This window comes from Halomonas koreensis, from assembly GCF_031451675.1.
In the GTDB taxonomy this organism is placed as follows: Bacteria; Pseudomonadota; Gammaproteobacteria; order Pseudomonadales; family Halomonadaceae; genus Halomonas; species Halomonas koreensis.
Genome location: NZ_JARWAK010000017.1, coordinates 24,404 through 40,146, shown reverse-complemented (window position 1 = coordinate 40,146; position 15,743 = coordinate 24,404). Strand labels below are relative to the sequence as shown.

Annotated in this window: 11 protein-coding genes; 6 read left to right on the top strand and 5 right to left on the bottom strand. The window is 70.6% G+C overall.

Annotation, left to right across the window (positions count from 1 at the left end; translation table 11 throughout):
• Window positions 1–565 precede the first annotated feature (565 nt).
• Window positions 566–2,266 carry an ABC transporter permease gene (locus tag QC818_RS16145; protein ID WP_309653888.1) on the top strand — a complete coding sequence of 567 codons (1,701 nt, stop codon included), beginning with the start codon at window positions 566–568 and terminating at the stop codon, window positions 2,264–2,266.
• On the opposite strand, the gene QC818_RS16140 is transcribed toward QC818_RS16145, so the two are convergent.
• Window positions 2,228–3,346: an ABC transporter ATP-binding protein gene (locus QC818_RS16140; RefSeq protein WP_309653887.1), complete on the bottom strand. Its 1,119-nt coding sequence runs from the start codon at window positions 3,344–3,346 to the stop codon at window positions 2,228–2,230. The two genes, QC818_RS16145 and QC818_RS16140, sit on opposite strands and share 39 nt — an antisense overlap.
• 239 nt (window positions 3,347–3,585) lie before the next feature.
• Here QC818_RS16140 and QC818_RS16135 point away from each other — a divergent pair, with 239 nt between their 5' ends.
• Entirely contained in the window at window positions 3,586–4,614 is a 1,029-nt protein-coding gene (locus QC818_RS16135; protein ID WP_309653886.1) for a Fe(3+) ABC transporter substrate-binding protein, read from the top strand.
• Between the two features lie 100 nt (window positions 4,615–4,714).
• Here QC818_RS16135 and QC818_RS16130 read toward each other — a convergent pair whose 3' ends face one another.
• The 3 genes from QC818_RS16130 to QC818_RS16120 are packed head-to-tail and all read right to left on the bottom strand — an operon-like array spanning window position 4,715 to window position 8,256.
• Window positions 4,715–5,428 carry a sulfite exporter TauE/SafE family protein gene (locus QC818_RS16130; RefSeq protein ID WP_309653885.1) on the bottom strand — a complete coding sequence of 238 codons (714 nt, stop codon included), beginning with the start codon at window positions 5,426–5,428 and terminating at the stop codon, window positions 4,715–4,717.
• Window positions 5,421–6,836, bottom strand: a complete 1,416-nt coding sequence (locus tag QC818_RS16125; protein WP_309653884.1) for an amidohydrolase family protein — start codon at window positions 6,834–6,836, stop codon at window positions 5,421–5,423. The genes QC818_RS16130 and QC818_RS16125 overlap by 8 nt, the downstream gene beginning before the upstream one ends.
• A gap of 34 nt (window positions 6,837–6,870) precedes the next feature.
• The gene (locus tag QC818_RS16120) at window positions 6,871–8,256 is read right to left on the bottom strand and encodes a uracil-xanthine permease family protein (RefSeq protein WP_309653883.1); all 1,386 of its coding nucleotides are present in this window, start codon (window positions 8,254–8,256) and stop codon (window positions 6,871–6,873) included.
• Between the two features lie 125 nt (window positions 8,257–8,381).
• Here QC818_RS16120 and QC818_RS16115 point away from each other — a divergent pair, with 125 nt between their 5' ends.
• Window positions 8,382–9,293, top strand: coding sequence for a LysR family transcriptional regulator (locus tag QC818_RS16115; protein WP_309653882.1), 912 nt, complete (start codon window positions 8,382–8,384; stop codon window positions 9,291–9,293).
• Window positions 9,294–9,509: 216 nt separating this feature from the next.
• Here the strand turns inward: QC818_RS16115 and polA are convergent, their stop codons facing one another.
• Complete coding sequence (gene polA, locus QC818_RS16110) at window positions 9,510–12,263, bottom strand: DNA polymerase I (protein WP_309653881.1); 2,754 nt, start codon at window positions 12,261–12,263, stop codon at window positions 9,510–9,512.
• A gap of 166 nt (window positions 12,264–12,429) precedes the next feature.
• Between polA and QC818_RS16105 the strand changes: the two genes are divergently transcribed.
• The 3 genes from QC818_RS16105 to speA all read left to right on the top strand — a co-directional run bounded on the left by QC818_RS16105 (window position 12,430) and on the right by speA (window position 15,702).
• Window positions 12,430–12,723 carry a DUF2782 domain-containing protein gene (locus QC818_RS16105; RefSeq protein WP_309653880.1) on the top strand — a complete coding sequence of 98 codons (294 nt, stop codon included), beginning with the start codon at window positions 12,430–12,432 and terminating at the stop codon, window positions 12,721–12,723.
• Between the two features lie 100 nt (window positions 12,724–12,823).
• Window positions 12,824–13,783: a homoserine kinase gene (locus QC818_RS16100; protein WP_309653879.1), complete on the top strand. Its 960-nt coding sequence runs from the start codon at window positions 12,824–12,826 to the stop codon at window positions 13,781–13,783.
• Window positions 13,780–15,702, top strand: coding sequence for a biosynthetic arginine decarboxylase (gene speA / locus QC818_RS16095; protein WP_309653878.1), 1,923 nt, complete (start codon window positions 13,780–13,782; stop codon window positions 15,700–15,702). The genes QC818_RS16100 and speA overlap by 4 nt, the downstream gene beginning before the upstream one ends.
• Window positions 15,703–15,743 lie beyond the last annotated feature (41 nt).

The following is a 15,743-nucleotide window of genomic DNA, read 5'->3' as shown; positions in this document are numbered from 1 at the left end:
GAAGTCTCCGTGCTCTTGTTGTGGTGGCGCCGGCCGCCCCAGAGGGAGGCCGGGCGCGCCGGACGATGTCATCACTCGGGCCAGTGTAGGCCCGCCCTGCGAGCGGCAACCAACGATGGTCCCCACGCGATGGGTGCCGGCGTGGCATGATGACGCTATAACGCGCCCCGCAAGCTTTCAATTACGGTCAATTGGTCAGACCAGAAAAACGCCGATGGCCCGGGCGGGCGAGACCCGCATCGGGCCGGGTGGCGACACCGCGCCCCGCCGCTAACTCCATGCCCAGGCGTGGAAAATGCGTCGAGGCTCACAGGCGCGGCGGCGAGCGGCCGCGCGAGCGGCCCGGCGACGCCCTGCGACCAAAGGACGAGCCGCCGAGGCCCCTTCGCCGCCTCGCGCGGCGCCGGGGCCACGCCAGAACATGAACGAACGTTTCATTGTCGTCATTCAACGCAAGCCGGCGCCGCCCCGGGTCGGCTGCAGCGGTGGCGGGCAGCTGATAATATTCCCGTCCGCCAATGCCTCCCATCTGGCCGGTCGCGCCCTCACCGGAAGGAGATCCCGCTTGTCCAGCCCTCTCAGTCATCGGTCCGCCTCCCCTGCCCGCCGGCTGGCGGGTCGCCTCGACGCCTGGAGCGTGCTGACCCTGGCCATCGCCGCCGTGGTGGCCCTGCCGGTGATCGTGGTGCTCGCCCATATCGTGATGCCCGCCGGCGGGGTCTGGGAGCACCTGGCCAGCACCGTGCTGGGCCGCTACCTGGCCAACACGCTCTTCCTGGTGGTGACCGTGGGGCTGGGGACCTTCGTGATCGGCACCGGCACGGCCTGGCTGGTGGTGATGTGCCGCTTCCCGGGGCGCAAGCTGTTCGAGTGGGCGCTGCTGCTGCCGCTGGCGGTGCCCACCTACGTGATCGCCTACGCCTACACCGACTTCCTGCAGTACGCCGGCCCGGTGCAGGGCGCCCTGCGCGAGGCCTTCGGCTGGGAACACGGCGACTACTGGTTCCCCGACATCCGCTCGCTGGGCGGCGCCGCCACCCTGATCACCCTGGTGCTCTACCCCTACGTCTACATGCTGGCCCGGGCGACCTTCCTCGAACAGTCGGTGTGCGTGCTGGACGTGGGGCGCACCCTGGGGCGCGGCCCCTGGCGGCTGTTCACCGGCGTCGCCATCCCGCTGGCGCGGCCGGCGATCGTCGGCGGGGTGTCCCTGGCGCTGATGGAGACCCTCAACGAGTTCGGCGCGGTGCAGTACTTCGGCGTCGACACCTTCACCACCGGCATCTACCGCACCTGGTTCGGCATGGGCGAGCAGGTCGCCGCGGCCCAGCTGGCGGCCTGCCTGCTGGCCTTCGTGATCGTCTTCGTGCTGCTCGAGCGCTGGTCCCGGGGCAAGCGGCGCTACTTCCATACCACCGGGCGCTACCAGCAGCTACCCGAGTTCCGGCTCACGGGGATGCGGGCGCTGGCGGCCACCCTGGCCTGCCTGGCCCCGGTGCTGGTGGGCTTCCTGATTCCCAGCGGCCTGCTGGGCTACCTCTCGGTGCGCGGCGGGGATTCGCTGTTCGGCGCCCAGTTCCTGGAGTTCGCCGGCAACAGCCTGGTGCTGGCGGCGCTGGCCGCCGTGGTGGCGGTCGGCCTGGCGCTGGTGCTGAGCTACGGGGCGCGGCTCAACCCGGGGCCGGTGACCCGCACGGCGACCCGGGTGGCCGCCATGGGCTATGCGGTGCCGGGCTCGGTGGTGGCGGTGGGCATCCTGATCCCCTTCGCCTGGCTGGACGACCAGATCAACGGCTTCCTCAAGGCCCACTACGGGATGATCGCCGGGCTGATCTTCAGCGGCACCGCCTTCATCCTGATCTACGCCTATGTGGTGCGCTTCCTGGCGGTGTCCTTCAACGCCCTGGAGGCCAGCCTCGGCAAGGTGACGCCGAGCATGGACGCGGCCGCCCGCACCCTGGGCCAGACCGCCGGCGGCACCCTGCGCAAGGTCCACACGCCGATCATGCGCGGCAGCCTGCTGGCCGCCGGCATCCTGGTGTTCGTCGACGTGATGAAGGAGCTGCCGGCGACCATCATCCTGCGCCCCTTCGACTTCGACACCCTGGCGGTGCGGGCCCACAACCTGGCCGCCGACGAACGCCTGGCCGAGGCCTCTACCGCCTCGCTGACCATCGTGGCGGTGGGCATCATCCCGGTGATCCTGCTCAGCCTGGCGATGCGCGGCTCACGCCCCGGCAGCCGCGGGAAAGACGAACACCTGTGAGGTGTCCAGGCGCACGGTGATCGGCTGGCCCTCATCGGGCAGGAAGACCCCGGGCACCCGGGCATGCAGGTGCAGCTCCCGGCCGTCGCCGGCGTGGGCGCAGATATGCAGCAGGCTGGTGCGCCCCAGCAGCTTGGCCATGATCACGTGGCTGTGGTGGTCCGCCGGCGGCTCCTCCAGGGCCACCACCCGCAGCGCCTCGGGGCGGATCATCACCCGCGCCCGCTGGCCGTCCGCCAGGCCCGGCGCCGGCGCCTCGCCCACCGGGGTGGCCACCCGCCCCTGGCGCACCTCGCCCTCCAGTTCGTTGACCTCGCCGAAGAAGCTGACCACGAAGGGATCCACCGGCGCGCAGTAGAGTTCCCGGGGCGTGCCCAGCTGGACGATATGGCCGTCGCGCATCAGGGCGATGCGATCGGCCATGAACATCGCCTCCTCGGGGTCGTGGGTGACCAGCAGCGCGCCGGCGCCCACCCGCTTGAGCACGTGCAGGGTGTCGTCGCGGATGCGGTCGCGCAGCCGGGCATCCAGGCTCGAGAAGGGCTCGTCGAGCAGCATCAGCTGCGGCGCCGGCGCCAGGGCCCGGGCCAGGGCCACGCGCTGCTGCTGGCCACCGGACAGCATGTGCGGGTAGCTCTCCGCATAGCGCGCCATGCCCAGCTGGTCGAGCAGCTCCAGGGCCCGCTTGCGGCGCTCCCGGCCGGGCAGCGCCTCCAGGCCGAAGCCGACGTTCTGCAGCACGGAGAGGTGCGGAAACAGCGCCGAGTCCTGGAAGGCCAGGCCGACGTTGCGCTTCTCGGGGGGCACATGGGCCTGGCCCGGCCGGCCGATGGTCACGCCGTCGAGCTCCACCCGCCCCTGCTGGAGCACTTCCAGGCCGGCGACGATGCGCAGCAGGGTGGTCTTGCCGCAGCCCGAGGGGCCGAGCAGGCAGACGACCTCGCCCTGCCGCACCTCCAGGCCGACGTCCTCCACGGCCAGGTGGTGGCCATAGGCATGGCGGATGTTGTGCATGGCGAGCACCGGCGCCGACTCGGGCGCGGTGTCCGGGGCGATCGACAGCGGGGCTGGGCTGGTCATAGGCACGGGTCGTGTCGGCCGAGTGGGTGAAGGGTAGGCCATGGTAACGCGAAAGCTTCGTGCTTGCGTCGCGATTTCGTGTCCGCGCCGCCCGCCGCCACGGCGAGAATTGCGCTGGATCAGTCCCTCGGCCCCCCGGCGGTTGACGCCGTGACGGCCAGGGGCTTCAATGGCTCTCGAGTAATGCAACGCATTATCATTCGTTAGCTTAGTCGACACACACGCCCACGAGGTACCCGATGACCCAGCACAGCCGTCTCGTCATGCCCCTCGCCGCCCTGGTGGCCGGCGCGGCCTTCGCCACCCAGGCCGCGGCGGAGGAAGTGAACATCTACTCGGCACGCCACTACGACTCGGACCAGGCGCTCTACGACGCCTTCACCGAGGCCACCGGCATCGAGGTCAACGTGCTCGAGGGCGGCTCCGACCAGCTGATCCAGCGCATCGAACGCGAGGGCCAGGCCAGCCCCGCCGACATCATGCTGACCGTGGACGCCGGTCGCCTGTGGCGAGCCGAGCAGGAAGGCATCTTCGCCGAGGTGGACTCCCAGGTCCTGGCCGAGCGCCTGCCCGAGTCCATGCGCCACCCGGAGGGCAAGTGGTTCGGCTTCAGCCAGCGCGTGCGGGCCATCTTCTATGATCCGCAGGATGTCGACGCCGACGAGATCGCCGACTACGAAGACCTGGCCGACCCGCGCTTCGCCGGCGAGGTCTGCATCCGCTCCTCCAACAACATCTACAACCAGTCGCTGCTGGCCTCGATGATCGCCCACCACGGCGAGGAAGGCGCCGAGCAGTGGGCCCAGGGCGTGGTCGACAACATGGCTCGCGACCCCGAGGGCGGCGACACCGACCAGATCCTCGGCGTGGCCAGCGGCGAGTGCGACGTCGCCGTGGCCAACCACTACTACTACGTGCGCCTGCTGACCTCCGACAACGAGGCCGACCGCGAGGCCGCCGAGCGCGTGCAGATCCTGTTCCCCAACCAGGACGATCGCGGCGCCCACGTCAACGTCGGCGGCGCCGGCATGGTCGAGGGCGCCCCGCACCCCGAGAACGCCGTGCGCTTCCTGGAGTTCCTGGCCTCCGACGCGGCCCAGGCGATCTTCGCCTCCGGCAACCACGAGTTCCCGGTGGTCGACGGCGTCGAAATGGACGAGATCCTCGCCGACTGGGGCGACTTCAAGCGCGACGCGCTCAACGTCAGCGTGCTGGGCGAGAACAACCCCCAGGCGGTGCGCATCTTCGATCGCGTCGGCTGGCGGTAAGCCCGCATGACGGGAGGCGGCGCCTCCCACCGCATGCAGCGATAGCGAGAGGCCCGCGGCGGTGCCGCGGGCCTCTCCTTTTCTGCTCCCGAGAGAGCGGCTAGCGCGGGATCATCAGCACCACGCCGGAGACCAGGGCGAACAGCAGCACGCCCTGACGCAGCCGGCGCGCATCGAGGCGGTGGTGCATGACCCGACTGGCGACGCTGCCGAGCAGCAGCGGTCCCAGCAGGTAGAGCGACCACCACAGCTGGTCCGGCCCGACCCTGCCCGCCGCGGCCAGGATCGCCAGCGATACCAGCTCCCCCACCAGGAAGCAGCAGGCGATGGTCGAACGCAGTTCCGGCCCGGGCCGGTGCTGGTAGAGCAGCGCCAGCGGCGGCCCACCGACGCCGGTAGCGGTCTCGGTGACCCCGGTGATCAGCCCCACCGACGCACAGGCCCCGGCCCGGGGACGGAACACCGGGGCGAACAGCGCGGCGAGCACGGCGATCACCGTGGAGGCGCCGATCAGCTGGTTGAGCCCGTTGGTGGTCATGACCAGCAGGATCCCCAGCCCCAGGAAGGTGCCCGGCAGGCGCCCCACCCCGATCCAGGCCGTGCCGCGCCAATCGATGGCCTCGCGCTCGCGCAGCGCCACGTAGAGGTTGAGCGGCAGCATCAGCACCAGCAGGGCGACCGGCAACAGGTCGGGACGCAGGAAGCCCATCACCGGCGCGACGATCAGCGCGAAGCCGATGCCGATCGCGCCCTGCATGAAGGCGGCGATGGCGGTGGACGCGGCCAGGGTGACGAAGACGAGGGGCTCACTCATGAGAGCCCCGCCCGGTCGCGAAGTGGCGAGCCCGGTGCTCCGCGGACGTCGGATGCACCCGCTGGATGGGCGCACGCGCCACCGCGGCCCCGGCCGCTTCCCGCACCTCGGCGAGCAGCGCCCGGGCGTCCCAGTCCACCGGCCAGCCCTGCCACAGGCGCAGCCGTCCATTGGTGAAGACGGCCTCGATCTGGTCGCGATTGGCGTAGCGCACCAGCTCCCAGGGGCGATCCCAGGACGGCGTCATCTCCGGGACATCGAGGTCCACCAGCAGGAAGTCGGCGGCCAGGCCCGGGGCGATCGCCCCGGTCACGCCCGCAAGCCCCGCGGCATCGGCGCCGGCCTGGGTGGCATGGTCGAGCCACAGCCAGCCGCCGCCGCAGGAGGAATCGCCGCTGGCCAGGCCGAAGGCCAGGCGCTGGCTGGTCTCGGCGGCATCGAGCAGGCGGAAGGCGTCGCTGCGCGTGCCGTCGGTGCCCAGCCCGAAGCGGATGCCCTGAGCCGCCATCTGCAGGGCCGGGGCCACGGCGTTGCCCTTCCAGCTGCTGGCCACGGGATTGAAGGCCACCGCGGTGCCGGTGTCGCGCAACAGGTTGAGCTCCCCGGGGGTCACCAGGGTGGCGTGGGCGACCAGGGTCTGCGGGCCCAGGGCGCCCACGGCGTGCAGGTGCTCCAGCGGCCGCTGGCCCCGGGCCACCAGGGAGCGCTCCACGGCCTGGAGGTGCTCGTTGACATGGGTCTGGAAGATGGCGCCGCCCTCGGCGCAGAGCGCCGCGGCGTCACGCAGCATGGCATCGCTGGCCACCTCGGGGATCGACACCGCCAGGGACGGGTGGACCAGCGCATGTCCCGCCCATTCCGCCAGGTGGCGTTCGGCGTCGCGGCGAATCGCCCCGCCGTCCGGGCGGTCCCCGCCCAGGTCGTTGCAGATGTAGCCCAGCACGCAGCGCAAGCCGGTCTGCTCGGCGGCGCCGGCGATCCCGGCGAGCTCCGCCGGGGCCCGGGTGCCGGCGTCCACCGCGCTGGTGAAGCCGCCGCGCAGCGCCTCCAGGGCGGCGAGCCTGGACGAGAGATGCAGCAGGCGCTCGTCCAGGCTGCCCTCCAGCGGCACCCAGACGCGCTTGAAGATCTCCGAGGGTTCGCCGAACACCAGCGACTTGCCGAGCGACTGAGTCAGGTGGTGATGGGTGTCGATGAAGCCCGGCATCAGCAGCTTGCCCGGGAGATCGAGGGGAGTGAGCTGCGGATGGCGGGCCAGCAGCTCCCGGCGGTCGCCGACCTCGGCGAAGCGCCCCTCGACCACCAGCACCGCCTGGTCGTGGGCGCAGCCCCCCTCCAGCAGCACCTCCTCGGGCAGCAGCAGGAGCGTCTCGTCGGCGAAATCGGCCGGGGTGAGGGCCGGCGTCATGCCGGCCTGGTTCCGTGATGAAGGCATCATAGGATTACTTTCCGTTGATCTCTTGGCTGGGGAGCTTGGCGCCCTCAGTCGAGGGGGCGTCGGCACGGCGGCCGAGGTGTTGGAAGAGAAGATTGACGATCACCGCGGTCAGGGTGCCCATCGCCAGGCCGTTGCCGAGGATGATCTGCAGGTGCTCGGGGAAGGCGCTGTAGAAGCCGGGCACCAGGATGGGCAGCAGGCCCATGGCCAGCGCGGAGGCCAGGGTGAACATGTTGCCGTGCTCGTTGAAGTCGACCCGGCGCAGGATATTGATGCCCATCACGCCGATGATGGCGAAGACGATGACCGCGGTCCCCGCCACCACGGCGGTGGGCAGCAGCGATGCCAGCCGACCGAGCGGGGCGAACAGGCCGAGCAACACCAGGATCAGGCCGGCGGCGACGGTCACGTAGCGCGAGCGCACCCCAGTGGCCCGGACGATGCCGATGTTCTCGCCGCTGGTGATGATCAGCGAGGTGCCGAAGCAGCCGCCGATCAGCGACCCCAGGGCATCGGCGCGGATGTTGCGCGGCACCAGGGCACGCGAGTCGCCGCGCTTCTCGACGATCTCGGCGGTGGCCATGGTCTGGCCGGTGGCCTCGGTCATCGACACCACGCTGAAGATGATCAGCGGCAGCGAGGCGAAGAGGTCGAACTTGGGCATGCCGAAGGGGAACAGCGACGGGAAGGCGACCACCGGCCCGGAGAGCACACCATCGAACTCCATGATGCCAAACACCGCGCTGAGCGCCGCGCCGGTGAGCAGCCCCAGCATCACCGCGATACGCTGCAGCATGCCGGTGAAGATCCTCGCGCAGAGCACGATGGCAGCCATGGTGCCCAACGCCAGGCCGATGGCCGGCAGGTTGGCGAAGTCCGGCGAGCCCTCCTGGCCGGTGATCAGGCCGCCGAAGATGCGCACCAGGTTGACGGCGACCAGCAGCAGCATGGTGCCGATCACGATGGGCGGGAAGAACCTCAGCACCCGGGTGAAGAAGGGCAAGGCCAGGAAGTAGAACACCCCGGTAAGGATCACCGCCCCGGTGGCCGTCTGCAGGTCGGTGGCCTGGGCAATGGTCAGGAAGATCACCAGGGGCGCGCCACCCGGGACCTGAACGAAGGGCAGTCGGGCGCCGATGCCGAAGGGGCCGAAGGACTGCAGCAGGGTGCCCAGGCCGCAGACCAGGAAGGTGGCACTCATCAGGGCGACCATGACGTCGTCGCCGAAGCCCATCGCCTGGCCGACGAGGAAGACGGCGGTGATCGGCGCGGCGGCCATGACCAGCACGTGCTGGACGCCGAACAGCAGCATCGAGGGCAGCGGCAGTCGCTGATCGACCGGCTCGGTCCGGGACTCGCGCGAGCCGAGCGGCTCGGGAGAAATGCTCATGGGATAGCCTCGTTTGTTGTTGTGGAGGTCCCTTCAAGCTAGCGCCGGCCAACTGTACTGGTCCATAATAGAGTTTCGCTCATTCTGTTGCCAAAACGGCAACAAAAGTATCGCGGGAGGGTGGCATGCAGCTGTTGCTGACGGGCTTGCGCTACTTCGAGGAGGTCGCCCGGCAGGGCTCGCTGCGCAAGGCGGCGGATCGCCTGCACGTCGCCGCCTCGGCGGTGAACCGCCAGATCCTCAAGCTGGAGGACGAGCTGGGGGTGGCGCTGTTCGAGCGACTGCCCAGAGGCCTGAGACTGTCGCCGGCGGGCGAGCTGATGCTCGCGCAGGTACGCCGATGGCAACACGACGAGCGCCAACTGCTGGAGACGCTCGGCGACATACGCGGCACCGGCTGCGCCGAGATCCGCATCGCCGCCGTCGAGTCGCTCACCGACCAGGTGCTGCCGGAGCTGCTGGGCCGCTTCGGGGAACGCTTTCCCCGGGTTCGTTTCGCGCTGCATACCGGGCTGACCGAGGACATCCTCGAGCGTGTCGCCACCGGCGAGGCCGATATCGGCATCTGCATGAACCCGCCCCCGATCCGACGCATCCGCTTCATCGAGGCGGTGGAGCTGGGCTTCGGGGTCGTGGTGGCGCCCTCGCATCCGTTGGCGGCGGCCTCCGAGGTACGGCTGTCGGAATGCCGCGACTATCCCGCGATCCTGCCGGATGCCGAGATGTTCCGCGGCTCGACCCTGGAACGGGTGCTGGCCCAGTCAGACATCGAACTCACGCCCCTGGCCGGCTGCAATCGCATCCTGGCGATCAAGTCGCTGGCACGGGCGGGGCTCGGCGTGGCCTTCCTCAATGCGCTGGACGTCGCCCGCGAGCTGGCTCATGGGGAGCTGGTGTTCCGCCCGCTGCGGAATCCCCGCGTCGAGGGCGCGCGCCTGGTACTGTGCAGTGCCGCCGACCGCTCGTTGCCGATGGCGGCCGAGGTGCTGGTGGAGGAGTTGAGCGTGGCGATCCGGGCCCTGGCGCCCCGGGGATAGACGGAGGTGCTTCGCCGATCACCGTGAGAGGGTGATGTGGTGGGAGCCGATACCACCTCGCGCTCTGAAGAGCGCTCCCACGCCCCGGAGCGGCTCCCTGGTCAGGCAGGGGGATAAGCGTTCGCGCATCCACCAGGTGGCAGGCGCTACCCGTGCCATGCGCCGATAGCAAGAGGCCCGCGGCAGTGCCGCGGGCCTCGTCGTTCAGGGGCCGGGTCAGTGCGCCTCGTCCCAGTTGGCGCCGCTCTCGGCCTCGACGATCAACGCCACGTCGAGCTCGGCGGCGGCCTGCATGCGCCGCTTGACCTCGGGAATGAAGGCCTCGACGGCGTCCTCGGCGACCTCGAAGACCAGCTCGTCGTGGACCTGCATGACCATCATGGCGTCGATGTCGCCCCCGGCCAGCCAGGCGTCGACGTCGATCATGGCGCGCTTGATGACGTCCGCCGCGGTGCCCTGCATGGGGGCGTTGATGGCGGTGCGCTCGGCGCCCTGGCGGCGGGCGCGGTTCTGGGAGTGGATCTCCGGCAGGTAGAGCCGCCGGCCGAACACCGTCTCCACGAAGCCATCCTCCGCCGCCTGGGAGCGAATCCGCTCCATGTAGCGGGCCACCCCGGGGTAGCGATCGAAGTAGCGGTCGATGTAAGTCTGGGCCTGGTTGCGCTCGATGTGCAGCTGGCGGCCCAGCCCCCAGGCGCTCATGCCGTAGATCAGCCCGAAGTTGATCGCCTTGGCGCTGCGCCGCTGCTCGCCGGAGACCTTGTCGAGGCTCACGCCGAACACCTCGGCGGCGGTGGCGGCGTGGATGTCGCGGCCCTCGGCGAAGGCCTCGAGCAGCCCCTTGTCGCCGGACAGGTGCGCCATGATGCGCAGCTCGATCTGCGAGTAGTCGGCGGCGACGATGCGATAGCCGGGCCGCGCCACGAAGGCCTGGCGGATCCGGCGTCCCTCCTCGGTGCGGATCGGGATGTTCTGCAGGTTGGGATCCGACGACGACAGCCGCCCGGTGGCGGTGACCGCCTGGTGGTAGCTGGTGTGCAGCCGCCCGGTGGCCTTGTTGACCAGCCTGGGCAGCTTGTCGGTGTAGGTGGAGCGCAGCTTGGAGAGGCCGCGATGCTCCATGATCACCTTGGGCAGCGGATAGTCCAGCGCCAGCTCCTCGAGCACCGCCTCGGCGGTGGACGGCGCGCCCTTGGGGGTCTTCTTGATCACCGGGATCTTCTGTTCCTCGAACAGGATCTGGCCGAGCTGCTTGGGCGAGCCGAGGTTGAACTCGCGCCCGGCCAGCTCGTAGGCCTGCTGCTCCAGCTCGCCGATGCGTTCGCCGAGCTCCCGGCTCTGGGCGTGCAGGCGCTCGGCGTCGAGGGCCACGCCGCCGCGCTCCATGCGCGACAGCACCCGGATCAGCGGGCGCTCCAGGGTGTCGAGCACCTCGGCCAGGCGGCCCTCGGCCTCGATCCGGGGGCGCAGCTCGCGGTGCAGGCGCAGGGTGATGTCGACGTCCTCGCAGGCGTAGGGCGCGGCCTGCTCCAGGGCGACCTGGTTGAAGGTCAGCTGCTTGGCGCCCTTGCCGGCGATGTCCTCGAAGCTCACCGTCTTCTCGCCCAGGTACTTGAGCGCCAGCGAGTCCATGTCGTGGCGGGTGGCGGTGGAATCCAGCACGTAGGACTCGAGCATGGTGTCCTCGAGCTCGCCTTCCACCTCGATGCCGTGGCGGGCCAGCACCGAGATGTCGTACTTGAGGTTCTGGCCGATCTTGGCCTTGCCGGCATCCGTCCACAACGGCGTCAACGCCTCGAGCACGGCGCGCCGGTCGAGCTGCGCCGGGGCGTCCAGGTAGTCGTGGGCCAGCGGGATATAGGCGGCCTCCCCCGGCGCCAGCGACAGCCCGACGCCGACGATCTCGGCCTCCATGTAGTCGAGGCTGGTGGTCTCGAGATCGAAGCAGAAGGCCTCGGCCTCCTCGAGGCGCGCCAGCCAGGCGTCGAGATCGGCGCGCTCGAGGATCACCACGTCCTCGCGCTCGGCGCCACCGCCGTCAGTGCCCGTGGCCGCCGCGTCACCGCCGGCCGCGTCGTCGACGCCCTCGTCCCGGCCCTCCAGCAGCTCGGACAGCCAGGCCTTGAACTCCAGGCGGCGATAGAGCTCGAGCAGCGCCTCGCGGTCCGGGTGGGCGATGTCCAGGTCGTCGAGGCCCACCGGCAGCTCGCAGTCGGTCTTGATGGTGGCCAGCTCGTAGGACAGGAAGGCCTCGTCGCGGTGCGCCTCGAGCTTCTTGGGCAGCGTCTTGGCGCCGCGGAAGCCCAGGGTCTTGACCGTCTCGAGGTCCGCGTAGATGGTCTCGAGGCCGCCCTCCATGCCCTGCAGCAGCCCCAGGGCGGTCTTCTCGCCGACCCCGGGCACGCCGGGGATGTTGTCGACCTTGTCGCCCATCAGCGCCAGGAAGTCGATGATCCGCTCCGGCGGCAGGCCGAACTTCTCCTTCACGCCGGCCACGTCCAGGGTCTCGTCCTTCATGGTGTTGACCAGGGTGATATGGGCGTTGACCAGCTGGGCCATGTCCTTGTCGCCGGTGGAGATCACCGCGTCGCGGCCGGCCTGGGTGGCGTGGTGGGCCAAGGTGCCGATGACGTCGTCGGCCTCCACCCCCTCGATGCACAGCAGCGGCAGGCCGAGCGCCTTGACGCAGTCGTGCAGCGGCTGGACCTGGGCGCGCAGGTCATCCGGCATCGGCGGGCGCTGGGCCTTGTACTCGGCGTACAGCTCGTCGCGGAAGGTCTTGCCCGGGGCGTCGAACACCACCGCCATGGGGCTGTCGGGGTAGTCCTTGATCAGCCGCTTGAGCATGTTGAGCACGCCCTTGATGGCGCCGGTGGGCTGGCCCTCGGAGGTGGTCAGCGGCGGCAGGGCGTGGAAGGCGCGGTAGAGATAGGAGGAACCGTCGACGAGAACGATGGGGGTGTCGGCCATGAATCGGCTTCCCTTGCAGACTGGGCAGATATGGAGTGGCGAGTTCGATGAACCCTGATCCTGATCACCCATGATACGCATTGCCGAACCGCTTTGCCGCGCCGAGGTGGGCCTCGCCGGCGCCAGGGCATACACTGGGGGCAGATTCCCCGGTCAGGAGATCCCCATGCTGCCCCTTCCCCGCCTGCTTGCCGGCCTGCTGCTCGCCTCCGGGCTGACCGCCGCCTCGCTGCCGGCCCTGGCCCAGTCCGGCGCCGAGGTGGAGCCGGACATCACCATCCGCCAGGAGGAAGATCGCACCATCCGCGAGTACCGGGTCAACGGCGCGCTCTACGCCATCGAGATCCAACCCGCCGCCGGGCCCGCCTACTACCTGGTCGATCGCGACGGCGACGGCGACTTCGAGCGCCAGAACGGCCAGCGCATCGCCGTGCCCGAGTGGGTGCTCAAGCGCTTCTGACACCCGGCCCCGCCCGCCGCGGGGCCGAGTCCATCCGGTTCGTGCATCACGCCGCCAAGCCGCTACAATAGGCGGCTTCGCATACCCGGGCGAGAGACACATGGCCGTATTCACACCGCTGACCGACTCCCAGGTCGAGGCGTTTCTGAGCCGCTTCGAGGCCGGCTCCCTGGTCGCCTGCGAGGGCGTGCCCGCCGGCACCGAGAACAGCACCTTCTTCGTCACCACCGACCGGCGCGAGCTGGTGCTGACCCTGTTCGAGCAGGGCGAGCACGAGGAGCTGCCGTTCTTCGTCGACCTGCTGGACTACCTGGACGAGCACCGCCTGCCGGTGCCCGGGCCTCTCCACGACCGCGACGGCATCGCCCTGCACAGCCTGGCCGGCAAGCCGGCGCTGCTCTTCCCGCGCCTGCCCGGCAAGCACCCCAAGGCGCCCAACCTGGCCCAGTGCCGCGCCCTGGGCGACGCCCTGGGGCGCATGCACAAGGTCTCCCGGCACTTCCCGGGCCATCGCCCCAACCCCCGCGACCTGCACTGGCTGCTGCCCATGCACCACAAGGTGCTGGTCTACCTGTCGCCGGAAGACCAGGCGCTGATGAAGGACGAGGTGGAGATCTACCAGGGCGTCTTCGGCGCCTCGTCGGCCCTGCCCCAGGGCGCCATCCATGGCGACCTGTTCCGCGACAACACCCTGTTCGACGGCGATACCCTGGGCGGGCTGATCGACTTCTACAACGGCTGCACCGGCGATCTGCTGTTCGACCTGGCCATCGTGGTCAACGACTGGGCCAGCGACGACGACGGCCGCCTCGACTCCGAGCGCTACGAGGCCCTGCTCACCGCCTACCAGGCGCAACGCCCGCTGGAGGCCGCCGAGCGCGAGGCCTGGCCGATGATGCTGCGCATGACCGCGCTGCGCTACTGGCTGTCGCGGCTGCTGGTGGTCTACGTCGACCCGCCGGCCCACGACCTCACCCCCCACGATCCGGACGCCTTCCGCACCGTGCTCAAGCGGCGCATCGCGGACGGCGCCCCGCCGCTGCCCGAGGCCCGGCCATGAGCCTGGCGATGGGCAGCGCCGCCGGCCCCGCCCATCGCGCCCGGCGCACCTGGAACATCGACCAGTGGGGCGGCGGCTACTTCGACGTGGCCGACGACGGCCAGGCCCTGGTGCGCCCCGAAGGCCCCGAGGGCGGAGGCCCGGCGCTGGCGCTGTCGCCGCTGGTCGCCCGGCTGCGCCAGGCCGGGCTGCGCCTGCCGGTGCTGATCCGCTTCACCGACATCCTCCACGACCGGGTCGAGCAGCTGTGCGCCGCCTTCGACGGCGCCATGGCGGAGGAAGGCTTCGACGGCGGCTACACCGCGGTCTACCCGATCAAGGTCAACCAGCAGCGCCGGGTGGTGGAGGAGATCCTCGCCACCCGCGAGCGCGGCCGCGACCGGGTCGGCCTGGAGGCCGGCAGCAAGCCCGAGCTGCTCGCCGTGCTGGCGCTGTCCGGCGACGGCCCCTCGCTGATCGTCTGCAACGGCTACAAGGACCGCGAGTACATCCGCCTGGCGCTGATGGGCGAGAAGCTCGGCCACCGGGTCTACCTGGTGGTGGAGAAGCTCTCCGAGCTGCCGTGGATCCTCGAGGAGGCCGAGCGGCTAGGCGTCACGCCGCGCATCGGCCTGCGCGCCCGGCTGGCCTCGGTGGGCAAGGGCAAGTGGCAGAACACCGGCGGCGAGAAGTCCAAGTTCGGCCTCACCGCCGGCCAGATCCAGGCGGTGGTGGCGCGCCTGCGCGAGGCCGACGCCCTGGCCAGCCTGCAGCTGGTGCACTTCCACCTGGGCTCGCAGATCGCCAACATCCGCGACATCCAGCGCGGCCTGCGCGAGTGCGCCCGCTTCTACCAGAGCCTGATCGCCCTGGGCGCCCCGGTGGACACCGTGGACGTGGGCGGGGGCCTCGGCATCGACTACGAGGGCACCCGCTCGCGCAGCTTCTGCTCGATCAACTACTCGATGCGCGAGTACGCCCGCAACGTGGTGGCGGCCTTCGCCCAGGTCTGCGAGGCGGAGGGCCTGCCCCGCCCGCACCTGATCAGCGAGTCCGGCCGCGCCCTGACCGCCCACCACGCGGTGCTGGTCACCAATGTGATCGGCGAGGAGCGTCCCGATACCCGGGCGCCGGCGGCGCGGGTCGAGGGTGATCCCCAGGTGGCCGAGCTGTGGCGGGTCCACGACGAGCTGCAGGCCCTGCACGAGCCCCGCGGCCTGGTCGAGGCCTGGCACGACCTGGTGCAGGCCATCGGCGAGCTGCAGGAGCGCTTCGTGATGGGCCTGGCCGGCCTGGAGGCTCGAGCCGAGGGCGAGGGCGTCTACACCGCCGCCTGCGCCCGGCTGCGCGAGCGCCTCGACCCGCGCAACCGCGCCCACCGGGAGATCCACGACGAGCTCGCCGAGAAGCTCGCCGACAAGCTGTTCGTCAACTTCTCGCTGTTCCAGTCGGTGCCCGATGTCTGGGGCATCGACCAGATCTTCCCGGTGCTGCCGCTGACCGGCCTCGACCGGCCGCCCTCGCGTCGCGCGGTGGTCCAGGACATCACCTGCGACAGCGACGGGCGCATCGACGGCTACGTGGACGGCGAGGGCGTCGAGGCGACCCTGCCGCTGCCCGAGTGGCCGGAGGACGAGGAGCGGCTGCTGGGCTTCTTCCTGGTCGGCGCCTACCAGGAGATCCTCGGCGACCTGCACAACCTGTTCGGCGACACCGACTCCGTGGACGCGGCGCTGGACGCCGACGGCGAGTGGCAGTTCGACCACGTGCGCCGCGGCGACCGGGTGGCCGACGTGCTCGGCTACGTGGACTTCGACGCCGAGGTGCTGCGCGAGCGGCTGGCCGACCAGCTCGCCGCCAGCGGGCTCGACGAGGACGAACAGCAACGCTTCCTGGACGACCTCTCCGAGGGCCTGGAGGGCTACACCTACCTGGAGTGAGCCCGCCCCGGACGCGACAGGGCCCCTGCCGGCGATGCCGG

What these genes read in the sequence shown, in the direction of transcription:
- QC818_RS16130 (WP_309653885.1), bottom strand. Translation starts at nt 5,428, where the DNA reads ATGAGTGAGCCCCTCGTCTTCGTCACCCTGGCCGCGTCCACCGCCATC.
- QC818_RS16140 (WP_309653887.1), bottom strand. Translation starts at nt 3,346, where the DNA reads ATGACCAGCCCAGCCCCGCTGTCGATCGCCCCGGACACCGCGCCCGAG.
- QC818_RS16120 (WP_309653883.1), bottom strand. Translation starts at nt 8,256, where the DNA reads ATGAGCATTTCTCCCGAGCCGCTCGGCTCGCGCGAGTCCCGGACCGAG.
- speA (WP_309653878.1), top strand. Translation starts at nt 13,780, where the DNA reads ATGAGCCTGGCGATGGGCAGCGCCGCCGGCCCCGCCCATCGCGCCCGG.
- polA (WP_309653881.1), bottom strand. Translation starts at nt 12,263, where the DNA reads ATGGCCGACACCCCCATCGTTCTCGTCGACGGTTCCTCCTATCTCTAC.
- QC818_RS16100 (WP_309653879.1), top strand. Translation starts at nt 12,824, where the DNA reads ATGGCCGTATTCACACCGCTGACCGACTCCCAGGTCGAGGCGTTTCTG.
- QC818_RS16115 (WP_309653882.1), top strand. Translation starts at nt 8,382, where the DNA reads ATGCAGCTGTTGCTGACGGGCTTGCGCTACTTCGAGGAGGTCGCCCGG.
- QC818_RS16135 (WP_309653886.1), top strand. Translation starts at nt 3,586, where the DNA reads ATGACCCAGCACAGCCGTCTCGTCATGCCCCTCGCCGCCCTGGTGGCC.
- QC818_RS16105 (WP_309653880.1), top strand. Translation starts at nt 12,430, where the DNA reads ATGCTGCCCCTTCCCCGCCTGCTTGCCGGCCTGCTGCTCGCCTCCGGG.
- QC818_RS16125 (WP_309653884.1), bottom strand. Translation starts at nt 6,836, where the DNA reads ATGACGCCGGCCCTCACCCCGGCCGATTTCGCCGACGAGACGCTCCTG.